The following is a 20480-nucleotide window of genomic DNA, read 5'->3' as shown; positions in this document are numbered from 1 at the left end:
CAAATCAGGCGCGCCCTATGGGGAAGGCGATCACTTCCTCGATAGACCCGTAGCCTCCCGCCAGCATCATCAGGCGATCCACACCGAGAGCGACTCCGGCACACTCCGGCATCCCCGCCTGCAGGGCCAGCAACAGGCGCTCGTCAAATGGGGGGGTGGGACGGCTGTGGCTGCGCCGGTACTGGAGGTCTGCTTGAAAGCGCTGCAGTTGCTCGGCGCTGTCAGTCAGTTCCCAATAGCCATTGGCCAGTTCCACCCCACCCACATAGGCCTCGAAACGCCGTGCCACAGGAGTGCCCTGTTCGTCGGCAACCACCTTGGCCAGCGCGGCCTGGTGCGCGGGAAAATCATATAACAGGGTGATGCCCTCGCCCATAGAGGGCTCCAGACGGTGGCTCATCAACAGGTCCAGGCATTCGGCCCGATTACCCGGGGTGAAAGACAGCGCTATTGTGCGCTTGACACAGGCAGTCAGTTCTGTGTCACTGGCGCTGTGGGGGTCCAGCTGTAACTCGCGCAGAAACAGCGCACGATAGCTCAGGGATTGTACCTGGGATATGTCCAGTACCAGGCCCAGTAACTCGGCCACTTCAAGCATCAGCCTGCGATCATCCCAGCCGCAGCGGTACCATTCCAGCAGGGTGAATTCGGGATTGTGGCGACGGCCGCACTCGCCCTGGCGAAATGCCTTACCCAGGTAGTAGCAGTCGCCGATGCCTGCGGCCAGCAGGCGCTTCAGGCCAAACTCCGGGCTGGTGGCCAGGTAAGAGGTGTTACCGCAGTATTCCGCGGGGATGGATTCGATATGGGGGTCGCTGGTGGCGCGGTGGGACAGTACCGGCACTTCGACCTCCAGCACCTGACGCTGGCTGAAAAAGTGACGGATTTTCGCCAGAAGTGCGGCGCGTTGGCGCAGAGCCGCACCGGTGGCGCTGGGGTGCCAGTGGTCTGAAGTCATATAAAGGGCTCTGACAGCGAGCAGTTGGACTCGCAGGACAGGGAGCGATCACTCTTCCCTGGCGCGGCCCAGGTATTCACCGGTACGGGTGTCCACCTTGATGGTCTCGCCAATTTCCAGAAAAAGCGGCACCTTGACCACGGCACCAGTCGCCAGGGTGGCCGGTTTGGTACCGCCCTGGGCGGTGTCGCCGCGCACGCCCGGATCGGTATCAGTGATTTCAAGGATCACATGGTTGGGGGGGGTGACTGCCAGCGGCGCGCCGTTGTACAGGGTGACGGTGCACAGGTCCTGCTCCTTGAGCCACTTGGCCGCGTCGCCTACAGCGTCGCCGCTGGCCTGGTGCTGCTCAAAGGTTTCCGGTTCCATGAAATAGAAGAATTCGCCATCGTTGTACAGGTATTCCATGTCGCGGTCCATGACATCGGCGGCTTCCAGGCTTTCGCCGGAGCGGAAGGTGCGCTCCCACACACGGCCGGTTTTCAGGTTGCGCAGCTTTACCCGGTTGAATGCCTGGCCCTTACCGGGTTTGACGAATTCGTTTTCCACAATAGAGCAGGGATCGCCGTCCAGCATTACCTTCAGACCGCCCTTGAATTCGTTGGTGGAGTAACTAGCCATATATGATCGCGCCTTATAAAGTCTATAGCGAAAAATTTTGCCGAGATTTAACCGTAATCCGTTCGCCTTGTGTCAGCGGGGTAGCTGCAAGTCCCTGGCAGCTCACCGCGGTCGGGGAAACTTTTCAATTCAGGGCAGGGATATGACAGGGTCTGCCCGTGTAGTTGATCGGGGATTATACAGCAGGGATAGACGTTGAACGAATCCATTAGGCCGCAAGGCCAATGGTTTTCTGTACTCGGTGCGCACAGCGGGCTGTGCGCCGTGCTCTCAACGGGGTGCTTGCCGTGGTGGCCAGCTATCCGGTATTGCGCATTCCCGCTGCGATGCCGGCGATGGTGACCATCAGCGCACTCTCCAGTACCGGGTCGCTTTCGCGATTGCGCAGGCGGGCCATCAATTCCGCCTGCAACAGGTGCAGCGGATCTGTATAGGGGTCGCGCACGCGAATCGACCAGCGCATTACCGGGTTGTTGTCCAGCAGACTCTCATGGCCGGTGAGTTGTTGCAGGGCACTGACGGTGCGGGACAGGCGTTCGCGCAGTGTTTTCCCGAGGCGGACCAGCGCCGCCTCCTGCGTGAGGCGCTCCTCGTACCAGCAGGCGACGCGGATGTCAGATTTGGCCAGTACCATTTCCAACATGTCCACCACGCCCTGGAAGAAGGGCCATTGCCGGCTCATGGCGCGCAGCAGGTCCGTTTCGTCGGCGTGTTTCAGCGCCTGCTCCAGGGCCGCGCCGGTGCCCAGCCAGGCCGGCAACATCAGGCGTATCTGGGTCCAGGCGAAGACCCAGGGAATAGCGCGCAGGGTTTCTACCCCGCCGTCCGGTTTGCGCCGTGCCGGCCGGCTGCCCAGTGCCAGGCGGCTGAGCTCGGTTTCCGGAGTGACAGTGCGCAGATAGGCCACCAGTGCGGGGTCATCGCGCACCACCTCGCGGTAGCTGCGCACGGAAACCTTTGTCAGGCGATCCATTTGCCCGCGCCACTCCGGACGCGGCTCCGCCGGTGGCATCAGGGTGGCTTCCAGGGTGGCGGCTACATACTGCTCCAGATTGTAGGCCGCCACGGATGGGCGGCCGTACTTAAAGCGGATCATCTCGCCCTGTTCGGTGACACGGATGCGTCCGGCCACTGAGCCCGGTGGCTGGGATAGCAATGCTGTGCGGGTGGGAGAGCCGCCGCGGGAAATGGAACCGCCGCGACCGTGGAACAAAGTCAGGGGGATGCCGTGGTTGCGGAAAATACCGCTGAGGGCGGCCTGGGCGCGAAACTGCGCCCAGGCCGCACCCAGAAAACCGGCATCCTTGGCGGAGTCGGAGTAGCCGATCATCACTTCCTGTCCCTTGAGCACGCGCTGTTTGTACTGCGCAATATTGAGCAGGGTGCCCATGGTGGCAGCGGCGTTGTTGAGGTCGTCGAGGGTTTCAAACAGGGGCACGACGCGCATCGGCCGGTGCACATTGGCAATCTTCTGCAACAGCATCACCGCCAGGATGTCCGAGGGCATTTTCGCCATGGAAATCACATAGGCACCGAGCCCCTCCGGTCCCTGCTCGGCTATCACTTTGCAGGTATCCAGCACTTCACGCACACTTTCGTCACAGAAATCCGTGTGATAGAAGGCCTCGTCCACCAGTGGTCGGCGGTTGTCCAGCTCGCAGAGCAGGAACTCTACTTTGCGTGCTTCCTCCCAATTGGCGTAGTTGCCTATGCCTAGATAGCGGGTGACTGCATCCAGTGCATCCCCGTGGCGAGTGGATTCCTGGCGGATGTCCAGGCGCAAGAGGGTGATACCGAAGCAGTTGAGACGGCGCAGGGTATCCCTAAGCTGCCCGTCGGCGATAGCGGAGAGACCCACTGAGCGCAGGGAGCGGTCGATCAGACTCAGTACTTCAAACAGTTGCCGGCTGTTGTCGAAGCCCTCCCCCCCAGGTTGCGGGCGGTGTTTAATGCGGGCCTCCAGCTGTGCCCGGGTGGTGCGCAAGCGGTTGCGCACCCGGCGCAGCACCAGGCGGTAGGGTTCGTGGCTGGGGCCGGTGTGGGTGAGCAACTCTGCGCTGGCCTTGTGCATCGACAGATCGGCGAGCAGGTTTTCCACGTCCCGCAGATACAGGTCGGCGGCCATCCAGCGGGACAGTAGCAGCACTTCCCGGGTCACGGCTGCGGTGACGTTGGGATTGCCGTCGCGATCCCCCCCCATCCAGGAAGCGAGGCTGAGGGGCACCCAGTCAACCGGCATGGGCGTCAGACCCGCCAGGGCCAATTCCTCGTCAATGGTGCGCATAGCCTGTGGAACCGCCTGCCAAAGGGATTGTTCGATAGTGGCAAAGCCCCATTTGGCCTCGTCCACCGGTGTGGGTCTTGCGCGGCGAATTTCATCTGTGTTCCAGGCGGAGAGAATTTGTTCATAGAGGTGGCGGCGGAGCTCCTGTATTTCTGTTTGGGTGAGATCTGGCCGGTCCAGGGCAGCGAGCAGGTGTGCAATATGGTCATACTTGCGAATCAGGGTGCGACGGGTAACTTCTGTGGGGTGAGCGGTGAGGACCAACTCGACAGAGAGCCCTTGCAGTGTGCTGTAAATATCCTTTTGGGCGATGCCGGCGCCTTTCAGTTCTGCCAACACCTGGCGCAAGCTCTGGTCGGAATCCGGGTCACCGGAGAAACGCTGGTGCTGCCGGTGCAGGCGCTCGCGGTGGCGCTGCTCGGCGATATTGGCCAGGTTCAGGAATTGACTGAACGCGCGGGCCACTTCCAGCAGGGTTTCGTCGTCAAGGGAATCCAGCAGTTGGCGCAAATGGTCGACCTGCATTTCTCCTGTGCTGCGGCTTTCTACCGCCGCCTGTCGAATCGTTTCCACGGTCTCAAACAACGCCTCGCCCGCCTGTTCCCGCAGCACCCTGCCGAGCTCTTCTCCCAGCAGACGGACGTCCTCCCGCAGTGGGCTATTTTGATCCTGGTTCACAAGTGTGTTTCTCCCTGGCGAAATATGCTGGATATCTTCGCATACTTTGGCCTTAAATCGCCGGGCCGGGCAATCCGGTGGGAACGGTTGCGGTCTGTAATCCCACGGATTCTGCCTACCAAGAGTTTCTCATTGCAGACACCGGTAACAAAACTGCTCCGGGATCAGGATGGAGTGGTGCGGGGCTATAGCCAATAGGCGGCATTGGCTCTGTGACTTTTATCGGTACCAGTAGTGCCTGGCTTCTGCCGATTGCAGGGTTTGCAAAGCGGGAGCAAGGGTGTCACACGATTTGTTCAAAGGGACGCAATGGCCCAGCTGCCTGTGCGGTTGCCGGGCCAATACCTGCAGGGTTGGGATCAATAGGCCGGACGGCGGTCCACCAACACCAGCCAGCCGCGGATCACACGGTAGAATACCCAGATCCAGTTAATGGCGAGAATGACGTAGCCAAGACCCAGCACCCACAGGGTACAAACGCCGACAATGGTCCACAGCAGCCAGAACCAGAAGGTGCGAATCTGCCAGCGGAAGTGTGACTCCGCCAGGGTACCGCGCACGTCGCTACGTTTAAAGTAATTGATCAATACGCCGATAAATATTGGTACGGCAGTAAACAGGCTGATGGCCTGGATCAGATACACCATAATGGCGAGATCGCGGCCACTCTGCTCGCGGGCCTCCTGGGAGCGTGTTGGGTACTGCTCGGACATGACATTGTTCTCTTTGGGGTTCAAAAAAGCATAGTGCGGCTTGCGTGGGACATTTCAACCGGGCTGCGCCGGAGTGGCATTTTTGCGCGATGGCCGGATGCCGCTCTGCTCTGGAGCAACCTGCACAAGTGGTCTATTCAGGGCCTGCTCAGGGCGTGTATTGCGCTCTCGCCAGGCCTTCAGCTGGCGCACAGATTCGCGCATCAGTTGTAACAGCTCGGTGCGCTGCTGGCGGCAGTGTTCGCGCTCACTGTCGATAGACAGTTTCGCGGCGAGGCCGCGCAGGTGCGCGGCTACACGGTCCAGACCCACCTCGGCGGCTGCCTGCGCCAAATCCTGGGCCTGTTTTTCCGCATCGGGCCAGCGGCGCCCGGTCAGTGCACTGGTCAGGGATGTGATGCGCTTGGGCAGGGCAGCTGAATGCTCACTGAGCAACTCGCCAAAAGTGACAGGGTCCAGAGTGTCCCGGTGACGGTACAGGCGATTGGTGTTAAGCAACCGCGCTGGCTGAGGTGCCCGCTTCAACTCCGAGGACTGATAGTATTGCTGAGCCAACTTGGTTAATTGTACCAGCTGGCTGTGGGTGACTGGGTGGGTCAGTGCATCGGTAAAGCCGCGCGCCTGGTAATGCTCCTTATCACCGGAGTTGGCACTTTCCAGCAGGGCAAAAATAGGCAGTGTAGTACCGCAATCCCGACGGATTTCCTTCACGGCCTCCACCCCGTCCACCACTGGCAGATGGATATCGATGAAGATCAGGTCAAATTTTTTCTGCCGCGCGGCGGTACTGCCATCGAGGCCATTGCACTCCCGTTGTACACAGTGGCCCATGGCCACCAGCGTGGCCTGCAGGGATTCGTGCCGACTGTTTTCCAACAACAGCACGGACAGGCATGTGTTGGCACTGTCAGGGGCTTTTCTCGGCAATGCGAGTTCTACTGTTTCAACCTTGCCCAGCTTGCGCAAGTCATCCAGGGATTTGAGTGCGCTAGCCAACTGCCGTCTGCTGATCTGCACCAGGGCTTTGGTATTGTGGTCCTCACTGGTTGCCAACAGGTTCAGGGTGCCCTGTAAGGTGTCCAGCGGATGCAGTAACTGGTGGCGAATAATGGTGAGTAGGTCGGATTTTTCCTGGTGCAGTAATTCCACGTCTTCGCGCGCTTCTGCCAGATGTCTTTTCAGGGCGGTAGATTCGCTTTTGCGACTGCGGACTTGCTGTGAAAGCTGACGGTTTTGAGTGTTGAGTTTGGCGATGTGTTTGCGGTTTTTTCGCTGCAAACTGCGCAGTCTTAATGCCCTGAAGATTGCAATAACAGAAACTAGTAACAGTGCCACTGCCAGTGCGGCAAGCCAGAGAATGGGCACCCGTTGATCAAGGGTGGGCAGCTCATAGGCCTGTGCGCCGTCCGAGGTCAATACCAGGCCGCAGGCTGTTAAGCCAACCCACAGAGTGTGCAGTAAAAAATGCCGGGAGAACGGCCCCCGGTGAGAAACAGTTTGTTGCATCCTTGTAATCACTTTTGTCAGGGCGAGCCAAATCCTGCAGCTCGAAAGCTATTTTTCTCGAAACAGTTTGATCAACATGCCAAAAAACACCAGACTGCTACATACTGTAATATAGTGCCTAGCACAAGAAAATTTTTTATAGTAAGAAGCGCAGTGCCAAAAAAACAGGCTTTCGCAATACATGTGCTGTGAGCTGCTCAGAGTTGTGTCCTGAGCACAGATCCTTGAGTCGTTGACTGGGCAGGGATAGGTATCGCCTCTACCTCGGCGACGATGTCAGTTCTGTGGTTATTGCAGGGATGACACAAAAGAAAGTTCTGAAGGGGACTGATACATTGCGGTCGAGCAGTGTAGTTTTTTATCGATTGGCATGATCAGACCCTGAGCGTGGGGAGAAGTGTTCGGGGATGGGCGCTATCCATGGAATATTGGCATATAAAATGACTTTTAGTCAGCGTCCTGCCGCGCCCTGAAGAGTGCACTATCGTGCAATGTTGGTGGTGATGAAACGAGGGTTGGGGCCGCCGCGGGTATATTCTGCCTTGCCAATAATCCGTTGCTCCTGCTTCCAGGTGCCAGCAGCATACTGGAAACTCTTGAACAAGCTGAACTTGAACGCACCATTGTTGGACCAACGCCTTGCCAACTCAAGGTAGCCGCTTAGCTTGCGCTCGAGCCGCTTATTGCGTGCAATACCAACAATGTACTTCACGTTGTTGCGCCTGCACCAGTCCAGTATGCGATGGCGGCAGAAACCGCTATCTCCCCGGAAGACAATCTCCACCTTGGGCCATTCTTGACGTAGTGCTTTTACCAGCAGGGCGAGGATGGCCCAACTGTGTTTAGCGGCATCCTGTCGGGAGTGGCGCAGATAGCTCACCAGCAGGTGGCGCCCACAGAAGACGTAGAGTGGCAGGAAGCAATAGCTGTCGTAGTAACCGTGGAAGAAGCGCTGTTCCTGCTCTCCGTATACTGGGATATCCGTGGCGTCGAAGTCCAGAACCAGCCGCTGGCTGCCGGCCTGGAGAGCGGTATCGAAGCGCAGCTGGTCGTGATCGTTCAGGTCCTCGTAGCCAGCGGCAATGGCCAGCAATCGTTGCTGCACCAGTTGTTCAGTACCATGCTCGACACAGGCTTTGCGGCGAGGGTCATTCACGACCTTGGCCACAGAGCGAGACAGGCCGAGTCGCTGGTCGCATTCCCGCAACAGCAACAGGCCGGCGTTGGAGGTCAAATCACCACCAATGAAATCTGCGGTGATTTTGCGGCGGGAAAGGGATGAAAAGCGGAGTTCAGGCTGGTAGCATTCTGTCACGGCGGAATTTCTTATCGGCCTGACTTAGACACCAGTAATGATAAGGTTTTCCGCCGTTCTTGTATCTGAAATGGTGCAAAATCCGGGCTAGCCGCCCGGAAGAGTCCGGCATCAATGTGACCAGCCTTTATAAATCGCCACAGAAGATTCAGGAATCGCTTGTCTGAGATCCTGCGGCGCACTGCCTTTATAAGCAGCCGATGATGCACGGTGTCAAAGTAACTGGAAAGATCCCCCTCTATGACCCATCGTCCTCGAGTTTCCCGGTTATCCGTCAGTTGCAGTTTCACCGTGCGAATCGCATGGTGAACGCTGCGCTCTGGGCGGAAGCCATAGGAGAGTGAATGGAAGTCACTTTCCCAGATCGGCTCCATAGCCATTAACAGGGCTCGCTGGACAATACGGTCGCGCAGAGTTGGGATACCCAGTGGTCGTTGCTTGCCTCCGGCTTTGGGGATGTAGACCCGTCGGGCTGGCTGCGGCTGGTACGTATCCGTGAGTAGCTCATCCCTGATCTGCTTCAGAATGCTTGGCACCTTGGGCCGCAGAGTCGACTTGGTTTCCCCATCCACACCGGGCGTATTGGCGCCTTTGGAAGTTAGGGTGATTCGAGTCGCTTCTGCCAGCCAGTCGGGCTGTGCTATCAGGCGCAGCAGCCGATCTACCCGGCGGGCTGAGTCGGCTGCTGTCCAAGTGGCAAGTTTGCGTTGCATTTCGCTGATTATCAAAGGTCTTCACCTTACTTGGTCAGGTAGTTTGCTTGGCAAACACGTTTAAACTGCTCCCCTTCGCCATGTAATGGGCTTTCCCCATCTCGGACTACTACGGGAGCTCCGCCAGTCAATACGGCTTCGGGGTCATGCCCCCTTGGCATCCGTCATCGACCTTCCCCGGTTTATCTATCTGGACTCGAGCATGTTGAGGAGGTTGCCCATCGCACTCTTTACCCTTGCTTTCCGCAAGTTGACAGGAAGCAGCAGCCCGCTCTGTAATGGATACTGCTGGCCCGGTTCCCGACCTTCTTGTTCGGGTTCCTTTGTTCGGCAGCGCTTATATTTCAGACTGCCTCACCTTCCTGTACGGCCTAATAGGTCACGTAGGCCGTGGTGACATTTCAACCCTCAGAGGCGGATTAATGGGTTCATGTTCTTCAACCTTTCAACACTCAGTCTTGAGGATCATCTTGACTTAGTGACCTCGCCTCAATCCCCGTTGTCAGCGGGTTACATCACCCTGTGGGCATACCACAGGTCACTGCCGCTCAGGCTCTCCACCCTCACAGTGGGCGGGGTTGGTTAGTTGCTTCATCCTGAAGCGACTCGCCAACATTCCAGATAGACTCGTGGCTCATTTGAGCATCCATACTCGCCCTGAGCTCCGGGCACACCATAGGTTCTGTCGGCCACCCAAAGCTGGTTGGGGTGTTCTGCCGTAAACTCGCGGTTCACCAGATCCAGCGGCTTATCGGCCAGCTCATCCGGGATAGTCGTAACGCAACGTTTGCCTCTTCGAACGCCTTACAGCTGCAGTACCTTCATCAGCCGTTCAACTGCAGCGGGCGACCTTTACGTCTTCACGGTTAAGCTGCTTCCAGACCTTGTGTGCACCATAGACGCGGTGGTTTTCTTCGTAGAAATGCCACCATTACTTCGGTTTGCGGTCGAGCTCCGCCTGGGCGAAAAAAGCGGCAGTCTTGCGCAAGATCTCGTTAGTGCGCTCCAGCTCTTTAAGGCGGGCTGCGTCACTGCTGGTGGTGCCGGGCTTAGTACCATTGTCGACCTCCATCTTGTTGACCCATGATCGTAGGGTCTCGGGTGTGCAGCCGATCTTGGAAGCGATAGATGTAATCGCTGCCCAGCGTGATTGGTGCTCGTGCTCGCCGGTCAACACCATGCGAACTGCGCGTTCCCGTACCTCGGGAGAGTATCCAGGTCGCTTGCTCATTGGCTAATTCTCTCAAGAAAGTTAGCCTCCGAGAAACCCGGGGGGATTCATGTATGCACTTTGAGAGCTGTCTGTGCAATTGCCTTGCCGTCAACGCACGGTTTAACCTGGCAAATTCACCGCCTTTCTTTCATTTCCTCGCGGTTCAGACAGTTGGTCAGAATTTTTAGCCCTTCGTGGGGATCTGCTCCCAGTGCCAGGCAGTATTCGACAAACTCCACCAGATCAATTTTGCGATCCTGCTCCATTTTTCCCAGAACTGAATGGTGCCGGCCCATGATTTTTGCCGTAGCGCGCAGAGAGAGACCCCGTTGTTCCCGCTGGTTTTTTAACCAGCTACGGAGTTGGTCGTAAGCGGGTGAGTAGACAGAGGCTTTCATTGTCTCGATAGTAGAGATAATGATAGAGTGTCGCGAATTTCGAGACGAACAGTGTGATAGCGCCGACACTCAAGCGCTGTGACAGGGGCTGAAAAGCGCGGTGAGTCTCGGGACCTTGCCACCGTTTCCCTTGTGGTTGTGCAGGCACTTTAACCGGGCTCAGCCGTGAAAGAGACGGATAACACACAAGGGGGCGTTGGCTCAGGCTTGGGAGACCGGTGACGGAGCAGCACGAACCGGTTTGTGCATGGACAAGCTCTGAATGACCCCGCCCGGGGCGGGGCAGCAGGGGCGCCAAGGAGGCATACTATGCAATCCATTGCTCGACAAATTGAGCAATTGCCATACCCGCTGGACAAAATTTTACTTGTCGCCAAGGACCTGCTCAGTGCCGGAGTCACAGGTCCCCCCACCAACGAGCAGATAGCGGCTGCATTTGTGTTGGCGCGTGTGGAGCTTTTGCCCCAGGGGTGCGATGTGGTTGAGGCGTGGGAGCACCTGGATATTGAATGGCGGCTCTATGTGCGCCATCTGTGGCAGGATTACCGGCACCTGATCGAAGCACTGGAAGTGGGTGCGGCACACCAGAAGGATTGAGGGATTCAAGGCCTTCTGCGATCGTCTTGCACAAAATGCAATTTTACTTGTGCGGTATGCTGTCCACGCCGGGCCCCTGTTTGCCTGATCACTGTGCGGCCGTATTTTATCGAATGACCTCTGTCGCTGAATGGACGGCCCGATTCTGTAAATGGCACCAGATAGAGTGGCCACCGGTCGGGCATAGTCCTGCTTGTGAATCGCAAAACCCCCTCGGGGCTGCCACGTAAATAAACACTCCTCAATGGTATTGGGCCAGGTTTCTCCCTGGAAAAAATGCACATGGCTATTACCCGCCCGGTTCAGATCAGGCAGTTTGAACAATAAGGAACAGGGCGCCCATTCAGAAAAGTCACCTCTTTTCTGTGGCTTTCATTTTGGCTATGTGGCGCACTGCTGCACGAATGCGCCTGTTGTCCGGAACCGGCCAGTGTGCATCGCAGGGGCTGTTCGGGTTTTGATACCGCACTCCGACATCGCCATTTTTCATCACTGTCTACAAGCTACTCCTCAATAATGGGAACGGACTTTTTTGCCCGTCCCCCGGAGCTCTGATAACAGGGCACTTAGGGGCTACGGTGCAGCGGCGATGCCGGCGCCTGTGGTGTGGGTGTAGGGGCGGACAGGCAAAACAGGAAGCGCGCAGAGGCCCGGCACACAGGCGGGTGATTATATCTCTATTTTGCTTAAAATCCAGTCTGACCTATCGGGCTCGTGCATGTTTAAAGTAGAATGTCCTAAAGAGGCGTATTTCTTGATATAAATATCTGGTTATGTATTTTGGCAGCGTTTGGTCAGCGGGCTGCGGAGCCCCTATGATGCACTGTTCTGCCTAACAGCAATCGGAGTGTCTATGTCTCTGCGTTATGCTGTCCTCACGCTTTTGGACATTGAGCCGGGTAGTGGTTACGATCTGAAGCGCCGCTTTGAGCGCAGTGTGTCGCACTTTTGGAATGCCAGTCACCAGCAGATGTACCGGGAGTTGCACAAGCTGCACCAGGAAGGCTTGCTGGATTGTGTTGAACAGCCCCAGGAGGGGAAGCCGGATAAAAAGCTTTACAGTCTTACCGATAAGGGGTGCGCCGAGTTACGCCATTGGGTAACCCAACCGACCGCACCGCAAAAAATTCGCGAACCTTTTCTGGTGCGGATGTTTGCAGGCCACCACCTGGATCGCGACGATTTACGCAGTGCGCTGAACTCCCAACTGCAGCTGCACAGGGAGGTGCTGAGGAATTACCAGGAGCAAAATGAAAAGGTGTTAAACAGTGACGCTGCCCTGCAAAAGCGCTACTGGCTCGCCCACAGGACTTTGCTGTTGGGGATTGAGGCAGAAAAGACCTGGATCACCTGGCTGGAGAACCTGAGTGAAGAGCTGGAATGAACGAATACCAACAGCCGTCTTATAGAAATTTAAATCCGAAGAAAAGGAATTCCACAGCCAACGGGGTAAAAACAGTTTTTTGAAAACTTGCAGCAAAAGATTGCCAGGTCAGAACGCTGCCCGGAAGTATTGTTTTTCCTGATTACGATGACCGGGCCCTGGGACCAAGTGTATTACACGTTGTCCCACGCCCCTGTTTATCATTACACACCACAGGCACCAGTGCTTAACACATCAAATAACGATTGTCATATTCGCAAAATACAGATAAAAAGTCTTTAAGCCGCATAAGGTTATTAGACCAATACGCTGTGCGCACATTTGTCCAAAAAGACCGGGGGTAATGCGAGCTTAGCTAGTTGGCTACGAAATACAATTGGCCAGGGTATTGCTGTAACAACGCTATGGCTGTCGTGATGAATATTGTCTCCCATTGGTTTCAACGGAGAGCGGGAATGTATCAGGGGTGCGGGCCGGTATGGGTGCCCCGGCAGTTGAGGGTTATTTTAGGCTGGGCAGTGGCAGGTGCGGCCTATGCTTTGCCTTACGGAACCTGTCGGCACAGCTCCAACCAGCGCTCAATACCTGTGCTGCGGTATTTCTGCCGGTGCAGGGCAAAATAGAATTCCCGGCCGAGGTCCCGCTGGGGCACCGGCAGCTCCACCAGGGAACCACGCTTAAACGCATCCGTCAATGAAACCCTGGACAGGCAGCTGATTCCGAGGCCGGTTTCCACAGCCCGCTTGATGGCTTCTGTGTGTTGCAATTCCAACAGAATATGGAGGTGGGGAAGTAACCCCGCCATTGCCCGCTCAAAAGTCTGGCGGGTGCCGGAGCCGGGTTCTCGGGTGATCCAGGTAGCTTTGAGCAGATCTTTGTCCGTCAGGCGTTTGCGCTGGGTCAGGGGGTGGGAGGGCGCACAAAACACGACCAGTTCGTCGCTGCGCCAGGGGATCATTTCCAGATCCGGGTGGTTGAACTCCCCTTCGATCAGTCCCAGATCCAGCTCAAAGCTGAGAACCCGCTCGGTGATTACCGAGGTGTTGGCGACTTCCAGCTCCACGCGTGTGCCCGGCTGCTCCTCCATATAGCGCGCCATCACACTGGCTGCCAGGTAGTTGCCAATGGTCAGGGTGGCGCCTATTTTCAGGCGCCCCAGATCGCGATGGCTAGCGAGAGTCTGTTCCAATTCCCGAGCCCGTTCCAACAGCTGCTCGGCCCTGGGCCAGAGTTGGCGGCCCAATTCGTTGAGGCGCAGGCGCTTGCCCGTACGCTCAAACAGGCGCAGGGCAAACTGCTGCTCAAACTCCTTGAGAGCGGTGGAGGCGGCGGACTGCGACATACTCAGGCTCGCCGCTGCGCGGCTCACATTTTCATGGTGGGCACAGGCGAGGAACACTTCCAGCTGGCGCAGCGTATAGCGCACAGGGGCATCTCCGGTTAATCGTTAAATTAGATAAGGAATATCGAAATATCCCACTTTGCCAATAGATCTTCCAGGGCTAAAATTCAACTACCAAGATACTCATGGAATAACTGGTTTTAAGTTTATGTCCAAATTGAATATAGAGAAGGTGTTGGATGTCCATCACTGGAACGACACACTATTTAGCTTCAAGACCACCCGGGATTCGGGTTTCCGCTTTGAGAATGGACATTTTACGATGATCGGTCTGCAGCAGGACAACGGTCGCCCACTGCTGCGTGCCTACTCCATCGCCAGTGCCAACTATGAGGATGAACTCGAGTTCTTCAGTATCAAGGTGCCAGATGGTCCCCTGACTTCCCGGTTACAAAAGATCCAGCCGGGCGATGAGATCTTTGTGCGGCAGAAGCCCACCGGTACTCTGGTGGCGGATCACCTGCTGCCTGGCAAGCGTCTGTGGCTGTTGTCCACGGGAACCGGCCTGGCCCCCTTTCTGAGCATTATTAAAGATCCCTCCGTCTATGAGCGGTTCGACCAGGTGATCCTGACACATGGCGTTCGCTATGTTTCCGAACTGGCTTATCAGGAGCAGATTGAGCATGAGCTGCCCGAGCACGAATACTTTGGGGATATGGTGCGTGAGCAGTTGCTCTATTACCCGACAGTGACCCGCGAGCCCTACCGCAATAATGGCCGTTTGACGGAACTGATGCTAACCGGCAAGTTGTTTTCGGATCTGGGAGTACCCAAGCCCAAGGTTGAGGAAGACCGCTTTATGCTGTGCGGCAGCCCGGGAATGCTGAAAGACCTCACCAAAATCCTCAATGACTGGGGATTCAAGGAAACCCGCGCGGGTGTGCCCCACGAGTATGTGATTGAACGTGCGTTCGTAGAAAAATAAGTTGCTAGACTGACTACAGAAAAGCCCCCTTCACAGCGGTTTTTTATCAGTGAAATAGCCATTGTGGAAACTATCCTGACCTTGTAGCGTCCCCTTCCATTCTGGCTGGGATGCGCTATTGCCGGGAGTATTGAGGTGAAGTGGTTTTCGTTGGCAGTGTTACTGTTTTCCATTCTCTGGCTGGGTGCCTGTACGCGGGTGCCAGAGGGGGTAGAGCCGGTAGAAGATTTCCAGCTGCAGCGCTATCTGGGCCACTGGTATGAGATTGCCCGCCTGGACCACGCCTTTGAACGGGGGCTGACTCTGGTAACGGCGGACTACAGCCTCAACCTCGACGGTTCTGTGGCCGTGGTCAATACCGGCTATTCGAAAGGACGCGATGCCTGGCAACTGGCAGAGGGGCGGGCCGAGTTTGTCGGGCCCAGGGATGTGGGCCATTTGAAAGTCTCTTTCCTCGGGCCTTTCTATTCCTCTTATATCGTGATTGCGCTGGCGGGTGACTATGACTACGCGATGGTGTCCGGCTATAACAAGTCTTACCTGTGGATATTGTCCCGCACCCCGACCATGCCTCAGGATGTGCTGGAACAGTTTTTACAAAAGGCCCGGGCGATGGGTTACCCTGTTGAGCAACTGATTTTCCCCAAGCAGGAAGCCCAACCGGGCAACAGGCCCTCAGCGCAATAAGGCGCGCTCCCGCCACCAGCTTAAGCACACCAGTACCAGCAGAATCAGGGCCGGCCAATGTCGCGCGATAGGCACCCTGGCGGAATGGGTATTATCTATCGGCCCCAGGCGCGCGGCAGCCATCTGTCGGGTCTCTATTGCACTCAGGGATTGCTGCCAGAGAGGCCAGTCGTCTTTGGCAAAGATATAAAAATCGAATGGCGGTTCTCGGCTATTTTTAGTCTTTAGCTGGTGCCAACCAGAATTTCGAGCCCAGAAGTTATGGCACTGGCCCTGGGGACTGCCATTTGCAGCAATTCCGCCGACAGATAGGGGCTTATCCTGAGAATCAAACAGCAGTGGGTGCTTTTCAATAAATTGTGGGCTACACAGGGTGATGCGCTCCTGCGCGCGCGGTAATGCACTGGAGAGTGTTATCGGCTGCTGTGTTCCCAGGTGCTTGAGCTGGTAATCGAAGATGGATTTCCACAGACTGGTGAACTCTGTGGCAAAGCCACTGGTGAGCCAGCGGTGACTGTCGCTGAACAGGATAAATCCCAGGTGCTGCGTGTCGGTAGAGCGGCCCCAGAAGAGCGGATTTTCCCGATCACCCAGTAAAAAATCACCGGGACCTGACTGCATTGCCTGAAAGCCCAGCGGACGCAGAGAGGGGGTAGCCGGGTTGTCCGTATTTTGATCGTTAAGGTCGGTGAAACCGTCTGTATCCGGCTTTGTATTTTCCGCCTTTTGCAGTGGCATGGACTGGGCGGCGCTGTAGTGGAGAAAGTCCTCAGAGGCATCGCTGCGGACTAACCACAAGAGCGATTTTTGTGAGGCTAATGCGCTAAGCTGTTGCTTTTGCTGCGGACTCAATTGTGGCCACAAGTCGCTATCGAGAATCAGCAGGTGGAAGGGGCTTGTCACAGCCATTAGTTCCTGTGATCCGATAGATTGCAACCCGTTTAGGGTCTCCTCTCTGACTATCTCAGGGGCCAACTGGGTCACCACCTGTGCCGCAACACCGGATTGGCGCAGCCAGCGGGACAGTGCGGCCGACTCGAAAGCGGGGCGGGCAAGCCATAGCAATACCCTGGGTTGGCGCGGCTCCTGTACCACGATTGGCAGTGGATCGAAGCGGCTTTCGCCCGCAGCGTTTTCAATTTGCACCCGAAAGAGCTGGGGACCGGTGAGTTTAGGGGTGGCACTGAGTTGTGCCTGCACTTTCTCCCCAGCTTTTAACTCAAGGCTCTCTTCGATATCGCCGTAGGGATTCACCAGGGCAAGTCGTGCGCTTTCAGCCAGTGGTTGTTCGCTGTGAATTTGCAATTGCAGGGCTTCACCCAGGGCGATTTGTCGTGGCCAGTGGAACCCCCAGCCTGTATTGGAAACCTGCAAATTCGACAGATCCAGGCGCACCGGGGCCAGGTCGCGCAGGGCGTCGCGACCTGGCGGCACACCACTCAGCGAGATATTTTTCACTCCGGCGAAAGTGACCGGTAACGCACCAGCCAGATCCTCACTGTCGAGCTCTATATGGCGCCCGGCTGTAACTAATGCGGGGGGTTGCCAGAGCATCCAGGCACTGAGCCAGATGGCCAGTTGCAGGCCATAATCCAATGGCTTGGCGCGGCGACGGCGTTGCAACAGGAAAATTGACGCGGTACAAGCCAGCAGGCACAGGCCGGGTATTACAAACGCTATCACTGTTTGTGCTCCCCTTGCTTGTGCAGCCAGCGGCTGAAATAATTATTTTCTTCAGCCTGCAAAGGCAGCGAAGGGGCCGCCTTGGGCTCAGGTAACAGCCGATAGAGCAGCCGGATAAGAGAATGTCGGCAGTCGGTACACTCCGGTTGCTGGTGTCGCTGCTGGTATAAACGCAGTTGTTTGGAGAACTCCAGCCCGATGTCTGCCGCCTGTGTTGTGGCAAGTTCGTTTACCTGTTGCAACAGATCGGTGTCAAGGCTGGCACTAACGCGTACCTGCGCCATCAATGCGAGTACCTGCGCTCTTTGTGCTTGTTCGAATTCATGACTGACGGCCTCCGGGACGGCTTCTGACCGATCGCCACTGAGGCGGCGATTCTCGTCTAACGGCGGTGCCTCAAAGCCGACTCTCTGCAAATAAATACGAGAGGCCTGCTGCACTTCCTTGATAAAGCGCAGGGCCCGGTGTTGATGGGGCAGGGAGGCCTGGGGTTCGATCACCGACAGGTCGCGCCAGGAGCTCCACATGGCATTCAGCGCACTGCGCAGCAGCTCCTTGGTTTGTGGATCAAACAGGGTGGCATGCTCAGAGTTATCGTGGAGGTGACCGACCGAGGCCGCTATCCGTTCTGCCTGTTCGAAGTGGGAATCGCGCTGTGGGAAGGGTGCGGCGGTTTCCTCGCTGTGAGCCTGGTGCTCGTCGTGTTCAGGGTGATGGTGAACATCATTGTGTGCGGCTTCTTCTTCACCGTGTTGTTCGCTGGTGTGCTCAACATGTTCCGCTTCCGAATCCTCCTCACCGAGAAAGCGACCGTAGCGCATGCGCAGCAGGTTTTGTTCATAGGCCAGCCCTTCTGAGCGTTTGCGAAATACCTCCTGCTTTAGCTGCTCCCGCTCGGCGAGCAGGGCTTTGGTATCAATAATCAGCTGGCGCTGGCTGCGAAAATATTCCGGCAATACCTTGATTGCCATACCTTCGCTGTCGCTCAGACCAAAAATTTCTGCCTGCGGCCAGCGCAGGATAAAATGCTGGCTCTTGGCTGCATTGGCACTGGGCTCACGGTTATCTCTGGCTTCCAGGTACCAGTAGAGTTCATCGCCGGCCTGCATGGAAAATTGCTCAATGGGCAGTGTGAAATCGTAGAGAGCCTCTTGACCATTGGTTGAAATATTTGGCTGCAAACTGGCAAGCGGAATGCGCTTCTCGCGAAAGCGTAAATTTTCCCCGGTGCCACTGGCAAGGGTGACGAATAGATCCACTGAACTTACCTGGTAATCGTCTTTAATCAGGACTTTCACGGGAATGTTGCTGCCACTCCCGTGAATCTTGTCAATACGCAGGCTCGGCGCTTCAAAGGCAAACTCAGGGGCTTTGTCTTTTTGCACCTGAATGTTGTAAATTTCCGGCAAGAGTTTTCGAGTACCCGATAGCTGCACAGAGAGCTGGTAAAAGTCTGTCTTATTCACAGTGCGCTGTAACTGCCATTGTTTGCCAGGCACTTCCCCTTTTGGGAGAAAGACAAAGTGCTCCGATTCCGCCAGCATTTCCAGGCTGTCTATTGGTCTGTTGAATTCAATATGCCACTGTACCCGGGCCTGCTCCGGGACGTTGATTTGCAGAGATTGACTGTGTATAGCGAGGCCGGTGTAGGCGGGCGGTTGAATATGGGTTTCTGCGCGCGCGATGGCCAGTTTTTCCGTCGCAGTACGGGTTGCGTGTTGTTGAGCCGGGTTGAGTTTGTTCGTTGTGAAAACGGTGTCACTGAGAATAAATAACAACAATCCCAGGCAGGCACCAACGGCATGAGCCAGGGGGCTGCGCAAGCGTGGTGGACCGAATGGTGTTTTATCTTTGTCTCGCAATATTTGCTGCAGCTGCTTATCAATACGCTCGCGTTGCAGCTGCTGAACTGGGCTCAGGTCAGATTTCGGTTGCCAAAGCAACTGGCTGCTGTCCTGCAGTTGGGGTAATTGTCGATCCAACTGGCGGCATAACTGTGCCTGGGCAGGGTGCCAGCAGCGATCTATCAACAGTGCCCCCAGCACAATGCTGAACCAGGCGGGCAACAGCCACTGGGGCCAATTGAGTACGAAAACTCCCACGCCGGCCAGCAGGCCGAGTACAGTGCCCAGCCAGAGGTAAGGCTGCAGGGCTGCCAGTTGCCAGCGCCTGTATACAGCGTTAATGGTTTGCAGGCCCTTACCCATGGTGTGTTTCACCGCTGTTTCTGTCTGCCGCATGCGCCGGAGGCTGCGTCAGGGCAAGCAGGCGTTCAAGGGTCAGCAATATCAGCAGGGCGGCTATCAACCAGGATTGCAGTGGTTCGCTGCGGTGACGTTCGACAGCGCTGTCCGTCACAGGGATGCCTATCGCGGTATTGCCCGACCACTGGCTGCGGTTGCGGTGTTGCAGTGGCCAATCCTGAGCAGACCATTGTTGCCATAAAACGTCAGGCAGGTCTGCGCGGCGATAAAATTCTGCGTTGTGCCAATCGCTTCCATAGCGCAGCCAGCTTCCCCGGCCGACGGGAGCAGCTTGCACAAGGGGGTTTTTATCCACGGTGGCAAAGTTGAAGTTGTCAGGGCCCTGAGTGTGCTTATCGGTGATCAGCAAGCCGCCGCTGGATACAAAATCCATCACTGTCTGTGGTAGCGGCGTAGAGCCCGTGTAAATCAGCCAATCCGTTTGTTGGGCCTTGGGCGCTGCTTCCGGTTCCAGGGTTTTTACTGATAACTGCGGCATGGTATCCCGCCAGTCCTCCAATACTGGTGTCCACCAGCTGGGTGCTTTGCCCATCACTGCGATCCGCGGCAATATCGGGCTCTGTACTCTGGAGGGCCTATGCAAGCTGTGCCACTGCCAGTGGGGGCTGATTTGAAGTGCACGATGGGATGCCGGGAAGGTATCGTTTGCCAACAGGATATGGGCGCGACGCAAATCGGCGCGATGGGACAACCGGGATAGGGTTTTCCACAGGTCCGTATATTGTGGTGGGGGTGAGGTTATCTCAGCTGTTTCGGGGGATAACCACAGCACTTTATGCTTGACTTCTGCCAGCTGTGGCAGGGAACTATGGATAAATGCATTCGCGTCTGCTGCTGCAAGCCCGGGGTCTACCAGAATCACCGCCTCTTGGGGGTACAGTGCCCGCTTGATCAACGGCTGAGCCAGCAAAAGGACCAGTAGGGCAACAAGTAACAGGCGCAACAACAGCAGCCATTTGTTATCCACCACAGGGCGGCGCGCGCGACTCTGTGCATATCTTTGTATCCACTGCACCGCAGCAAAGGAGATCTGCTGTGGGTTACTACGTCGCAGTAGGTGGATGGCAATGGGAATAGCCAGGGCAGCAAAAAGCCATAACCACTGTGGGGACTGGAAAAAGGGGTTTATCCCCAACATC

15 protein-coding genes and 2 pseudogenes are annotated in these 20480 nt (G+C 56.5%); 4 read left to right on the top strand and 13 right to left on the bottom strand.

The features are described from left to right. Positions 1-4: 4 nt before the first annotated feature. From epmA to Q5Y71_RS03665, 9 genes and pseudogenes are all read right to left on the bottom strand, one after another. Positions 5-958 carry an EF-P lysine aminoacylase EpmA gene (gene epmA / locus Q5Y71_RS03705; RefSeq protein WP_306040196.1) on the bottom strand — a complete coding sequence of 318 codons (954 nt, stop codon included), beginning with the start codon at positions 956-958 and terminating at the stop codon, positions 5-7. 48 nt (positions 959-1006) lie between these two features. Next, positions 1007-1579 (bottom strand): elongation factor P, encoded by a 573-nt coding sequence (gene efp / locus Q5Y71_RS03700; protein WP_306040194.1) that lies wholly within the window; start codon positions 1577-1579, stop codon positions 1007-1009. Between the two features lie 298 nt (positions 1580-1877). Next, positions 1878-4541: a phosphoenolpyruvate carboxylase gene (gene ppc / locus Q5Y71_RS03695; RefSeq protein ID WP_306040193.1), complete on the bottom strand. Its 2664-nt coding sequence runs from the start codon at positions 4539-4541 to the stop codon at positions 1878-1880. A 359-nt stretch (positions 4542-4900) separates the two neighbouring features. Continuing rightward, complete coding sequence (locus Q5Y71_RS03690) at positions 4901-5254, bottom strand: hypothetical protein (RefSeq protein ID WP_306040191.1); 354 nt, start codon at positions 5252-5254, stop codon at positions 4901-4903. 54 nt (positions 5255-5308) lie between these two features. Beyond that, positions 5309-6760, bottom strand: coding sequence for a response regulator (locus tag Q5Y71_RS03685; protein WP_306040189.1), 1452 nt, complete (start codon positions 6758-6760; stop codon positions 5309-5311). 481 nt (positions 6761-7241) lie between these two features. Continuing rightward, complete coding sequence (locus tag Q5Y71_RS03680) at positions 7242-8075, bottom strand: transposase (protein ID WP_306040186.1); 834 nt, start codon at positions 8073-8075, stop codon at positions 7242-7244. Positions 8076-8161: 86 nt separating this feature from the next. Then, positions 8162-8803, bottom strand: a pseudogene (locus Q5Y71_RS03675) (reverse transcriptase domain-containing protein); the annotation flags it as partial. A gap of 660 nt (positions 8804-9463) precedes the next feature. Beyond that, positions 9464-10019, bottom strand: a pseudogene (locus Q5Y71_RS03670) (IS3 family transposase); the annotation flags it as partial. A gap of 116 nt (positions 10020-10135) precedes the next feature. Beyond that, the gene (locus Q5Y71_RS03665; RefSeq protein WP_306040185.1) at positions 10136-10399 is read right to left on the bottom strand and encodes a helix-turn-helix transcriptional regulator; all 264 of its coding nucleotides are present in this window, start codon (positions 10397-10399) and stop codon (positions 10136-10138) included. A gap of 309 nt (positions 10400-10708) precedes the next feature. On the opposite strand from Q5Y71_RS03665, the gene Q5Y71_RS03660 reads away from it, so the two are divergent. Together Q5Y71_RS03660 and Q5Y71_RS03655 are read left to right on the top strand one after the other, a co-directional pair. Continuing rightward, positions 10709-10996: a hypothetical protein gene (locus Q5Y71_RS03660; protein WP_306040183.1), complete on the top strand. Its 288-nt coding sequence runs from the start codon at positions 10709-10711 to the stop codon at positions 10994-10996. A gap of 853 nt (positions 10997-11849) precedes the next feature. Then, positions 11850-12380 carry a PadR family transcriptional regulator gene (locus tag Q5Y71_RS03655; protein ID WP_306040182.1) on the top strand — a complete coding sequence of 177 codons (531 nt, stop codon included), beginning with the start codon at positions 11850-11852 and terminating at the stop codon, positions 12378-12380. A 544-nt stretch (positions 12381-12924) separates the two neighbouring features. Here Q5Y71_RS03655 and Q5Y71_RS03650 read toward each other — a convergent pair. Then, positions 12925-13806, bottom strand: coding sequence for a LysR family transcriptional regulator (locus Q5Y71_RS03650; protein ID WP_301415313.1), 882 nt, complete (start codon positions 13804-13806; stop codon positions 12925-12927). Positions 13807-13930: 124 nt separating this feature from the next. Between Q5Y71_RS03650 and Q5Y71_RS03645 the strand changes: the two genes are divergently transcribed. Further along, entirely contained in the window at positions 13931-14707 is a 777-nt protein-coding gene (locus Q5Y71_RS03645; protein ID WP_306040179.1) for a ferredoxin--NADP reductase, read from the top strand. Between the two features lie 135 nt (positions 14708-14842). Then, positions 14843-15394, top strand: a complete 552-nt coding sequence (locus tag Q5Y71_RS03640; protein WP_306040177.1) for a lipocalin family protein — start codon at positions 14843-14845, stop codon at positions 15392-15394. Here Q5Y71_RS03640 and Q5Y71_RS03635 read toward each other — a convergent pair. Genes Q5Y71_RS03635 through Q5Y71_RS03625 form a run of 3 tightly spaced genes read right to left on the bottom strand, consistent with a single transcriptional unit; the run spans position 15383 to position 20479 of the window. Beyond that, on the bottom strand, positions 15383-17077 hold the full coding sequence (locus tag Q5Y71_RS03635) for a hypothetical protein (protein ID WP_306040175.1): 1695 nt from the start codon (positions 17075-17077) through the stop codon (positions 15383-15385). The two genes, Q5Y71_RS03640 and Q5Y71_RS03635, sit on opposite strands and share 12 nt — an antisense overlap. Next, a complete protein-coding gene (locus tag Q5Y71_RS03630; RefSeq protein WP_306040172.1) occupies positions 17074-19296 on the bottom strand; it encodes a hypothetical protein in 2223 nt (740 codons plus the stop codon). Before Q5Y71_RS03630 ends, Q5Y71_RS03635 begins: the two co-directional genes overlap by 4 nt. Beyond that, positions 19277-20479 carry a BatA domain-containing protein gene (locus tag Q5Y71_RS03625; protein ID WP_306040170.1) on the bottom strand — a complete coding sequence of 401 codons (1203 nt, stop codon included), beginning with the start codon at positions 20477-20479 and terminating at the stop codon, positions 19277-19279. Before Q5Y71_RS03625 ends, Q5Y71_RS03630 begins: the two co-directional genes overlap by 20 nt. Position 20480 lies beyond the last annotated feature (1 nt).

The sequence above is a fragment of the Microbulbifer sp. 2205BS26-8 genome (assembly GCF_030731025.1).
Taxonomy (GTDB): Bacteria; Pseudomonadota; Gammaproteobacteria; order Pseudomonadales; family Cellvibrionaceae; genus Microbulbifer; species Microbulbifer spongiae.
The sequence above is the reverse complement of the archived record's forward strand: the minus strand, read 5'-3'. Positions and strand labels throughout refer to the sequence as shown.

Coding starts and splice junctions, on each gene's coding strand:
- Q5Y71_RS03685 (WP_306040189.1), bottom strand. CDS start 6,760: ATGCAACAAACTGTTTCTCACCGGGGGCCGTTCTCCCGGCATTTTTTA.
- Q5Y71_RS03645 (WP_306040179.1), top strand. CDS start 13,931: ATGTCCAAATTGAATATAGAGAAGGTGTTGGATGTCCATCACTGGAAC.
- Q5Y71_RS03665 (WP_306040185.1), bottom strand. CDS start 10,399: ATGAAAGCCTCTGTCTACTCACCCGCTTACGACCAACTCCGTAGCTGG.
- epmA (WP_306040196.1), bottom strand. CDS start 958: ATGACTTCAGACCACTGGCACCCCAGCGCCACCGGTGCGGCTCTGCGC.
- Q5Y71_RS03625 (WP_306040170.1), bottom strand. CDS start 20,479: ATGTTGGGGATAAACCCCTTTTTCCAGTCCCCACAGTGGTTATGGCTT.
- Q5Y71_RS03690 (WP_306040191.1), bottom strand. CDS start 5,254: ATGTCCGAGCAGTACCCAACACGCTCCCAGGAGGCCCGCGAGCAGAGT.
- efp (WP_306040194.1), bottom strand. CDS start 1,579: ATGGCTAGTTACTCCACCAACGAATTCAAGGGCGGTCTGAAGGTAATG.
- Q5Y71_RS03655 (WP_306040182.1), top strand. CDS start 11,850: ATGTCTCTGCGTTATGCTGTCCTCACGCTTTTGGACATTGAGCCGGGT.
- Q5Y71_RS03660 (WP_306040183.1), top strand. CDS start 10,709: ATGCAATCCATTGCTCGACAAATTGAGCAATTGCCATACCCGCTGGAC.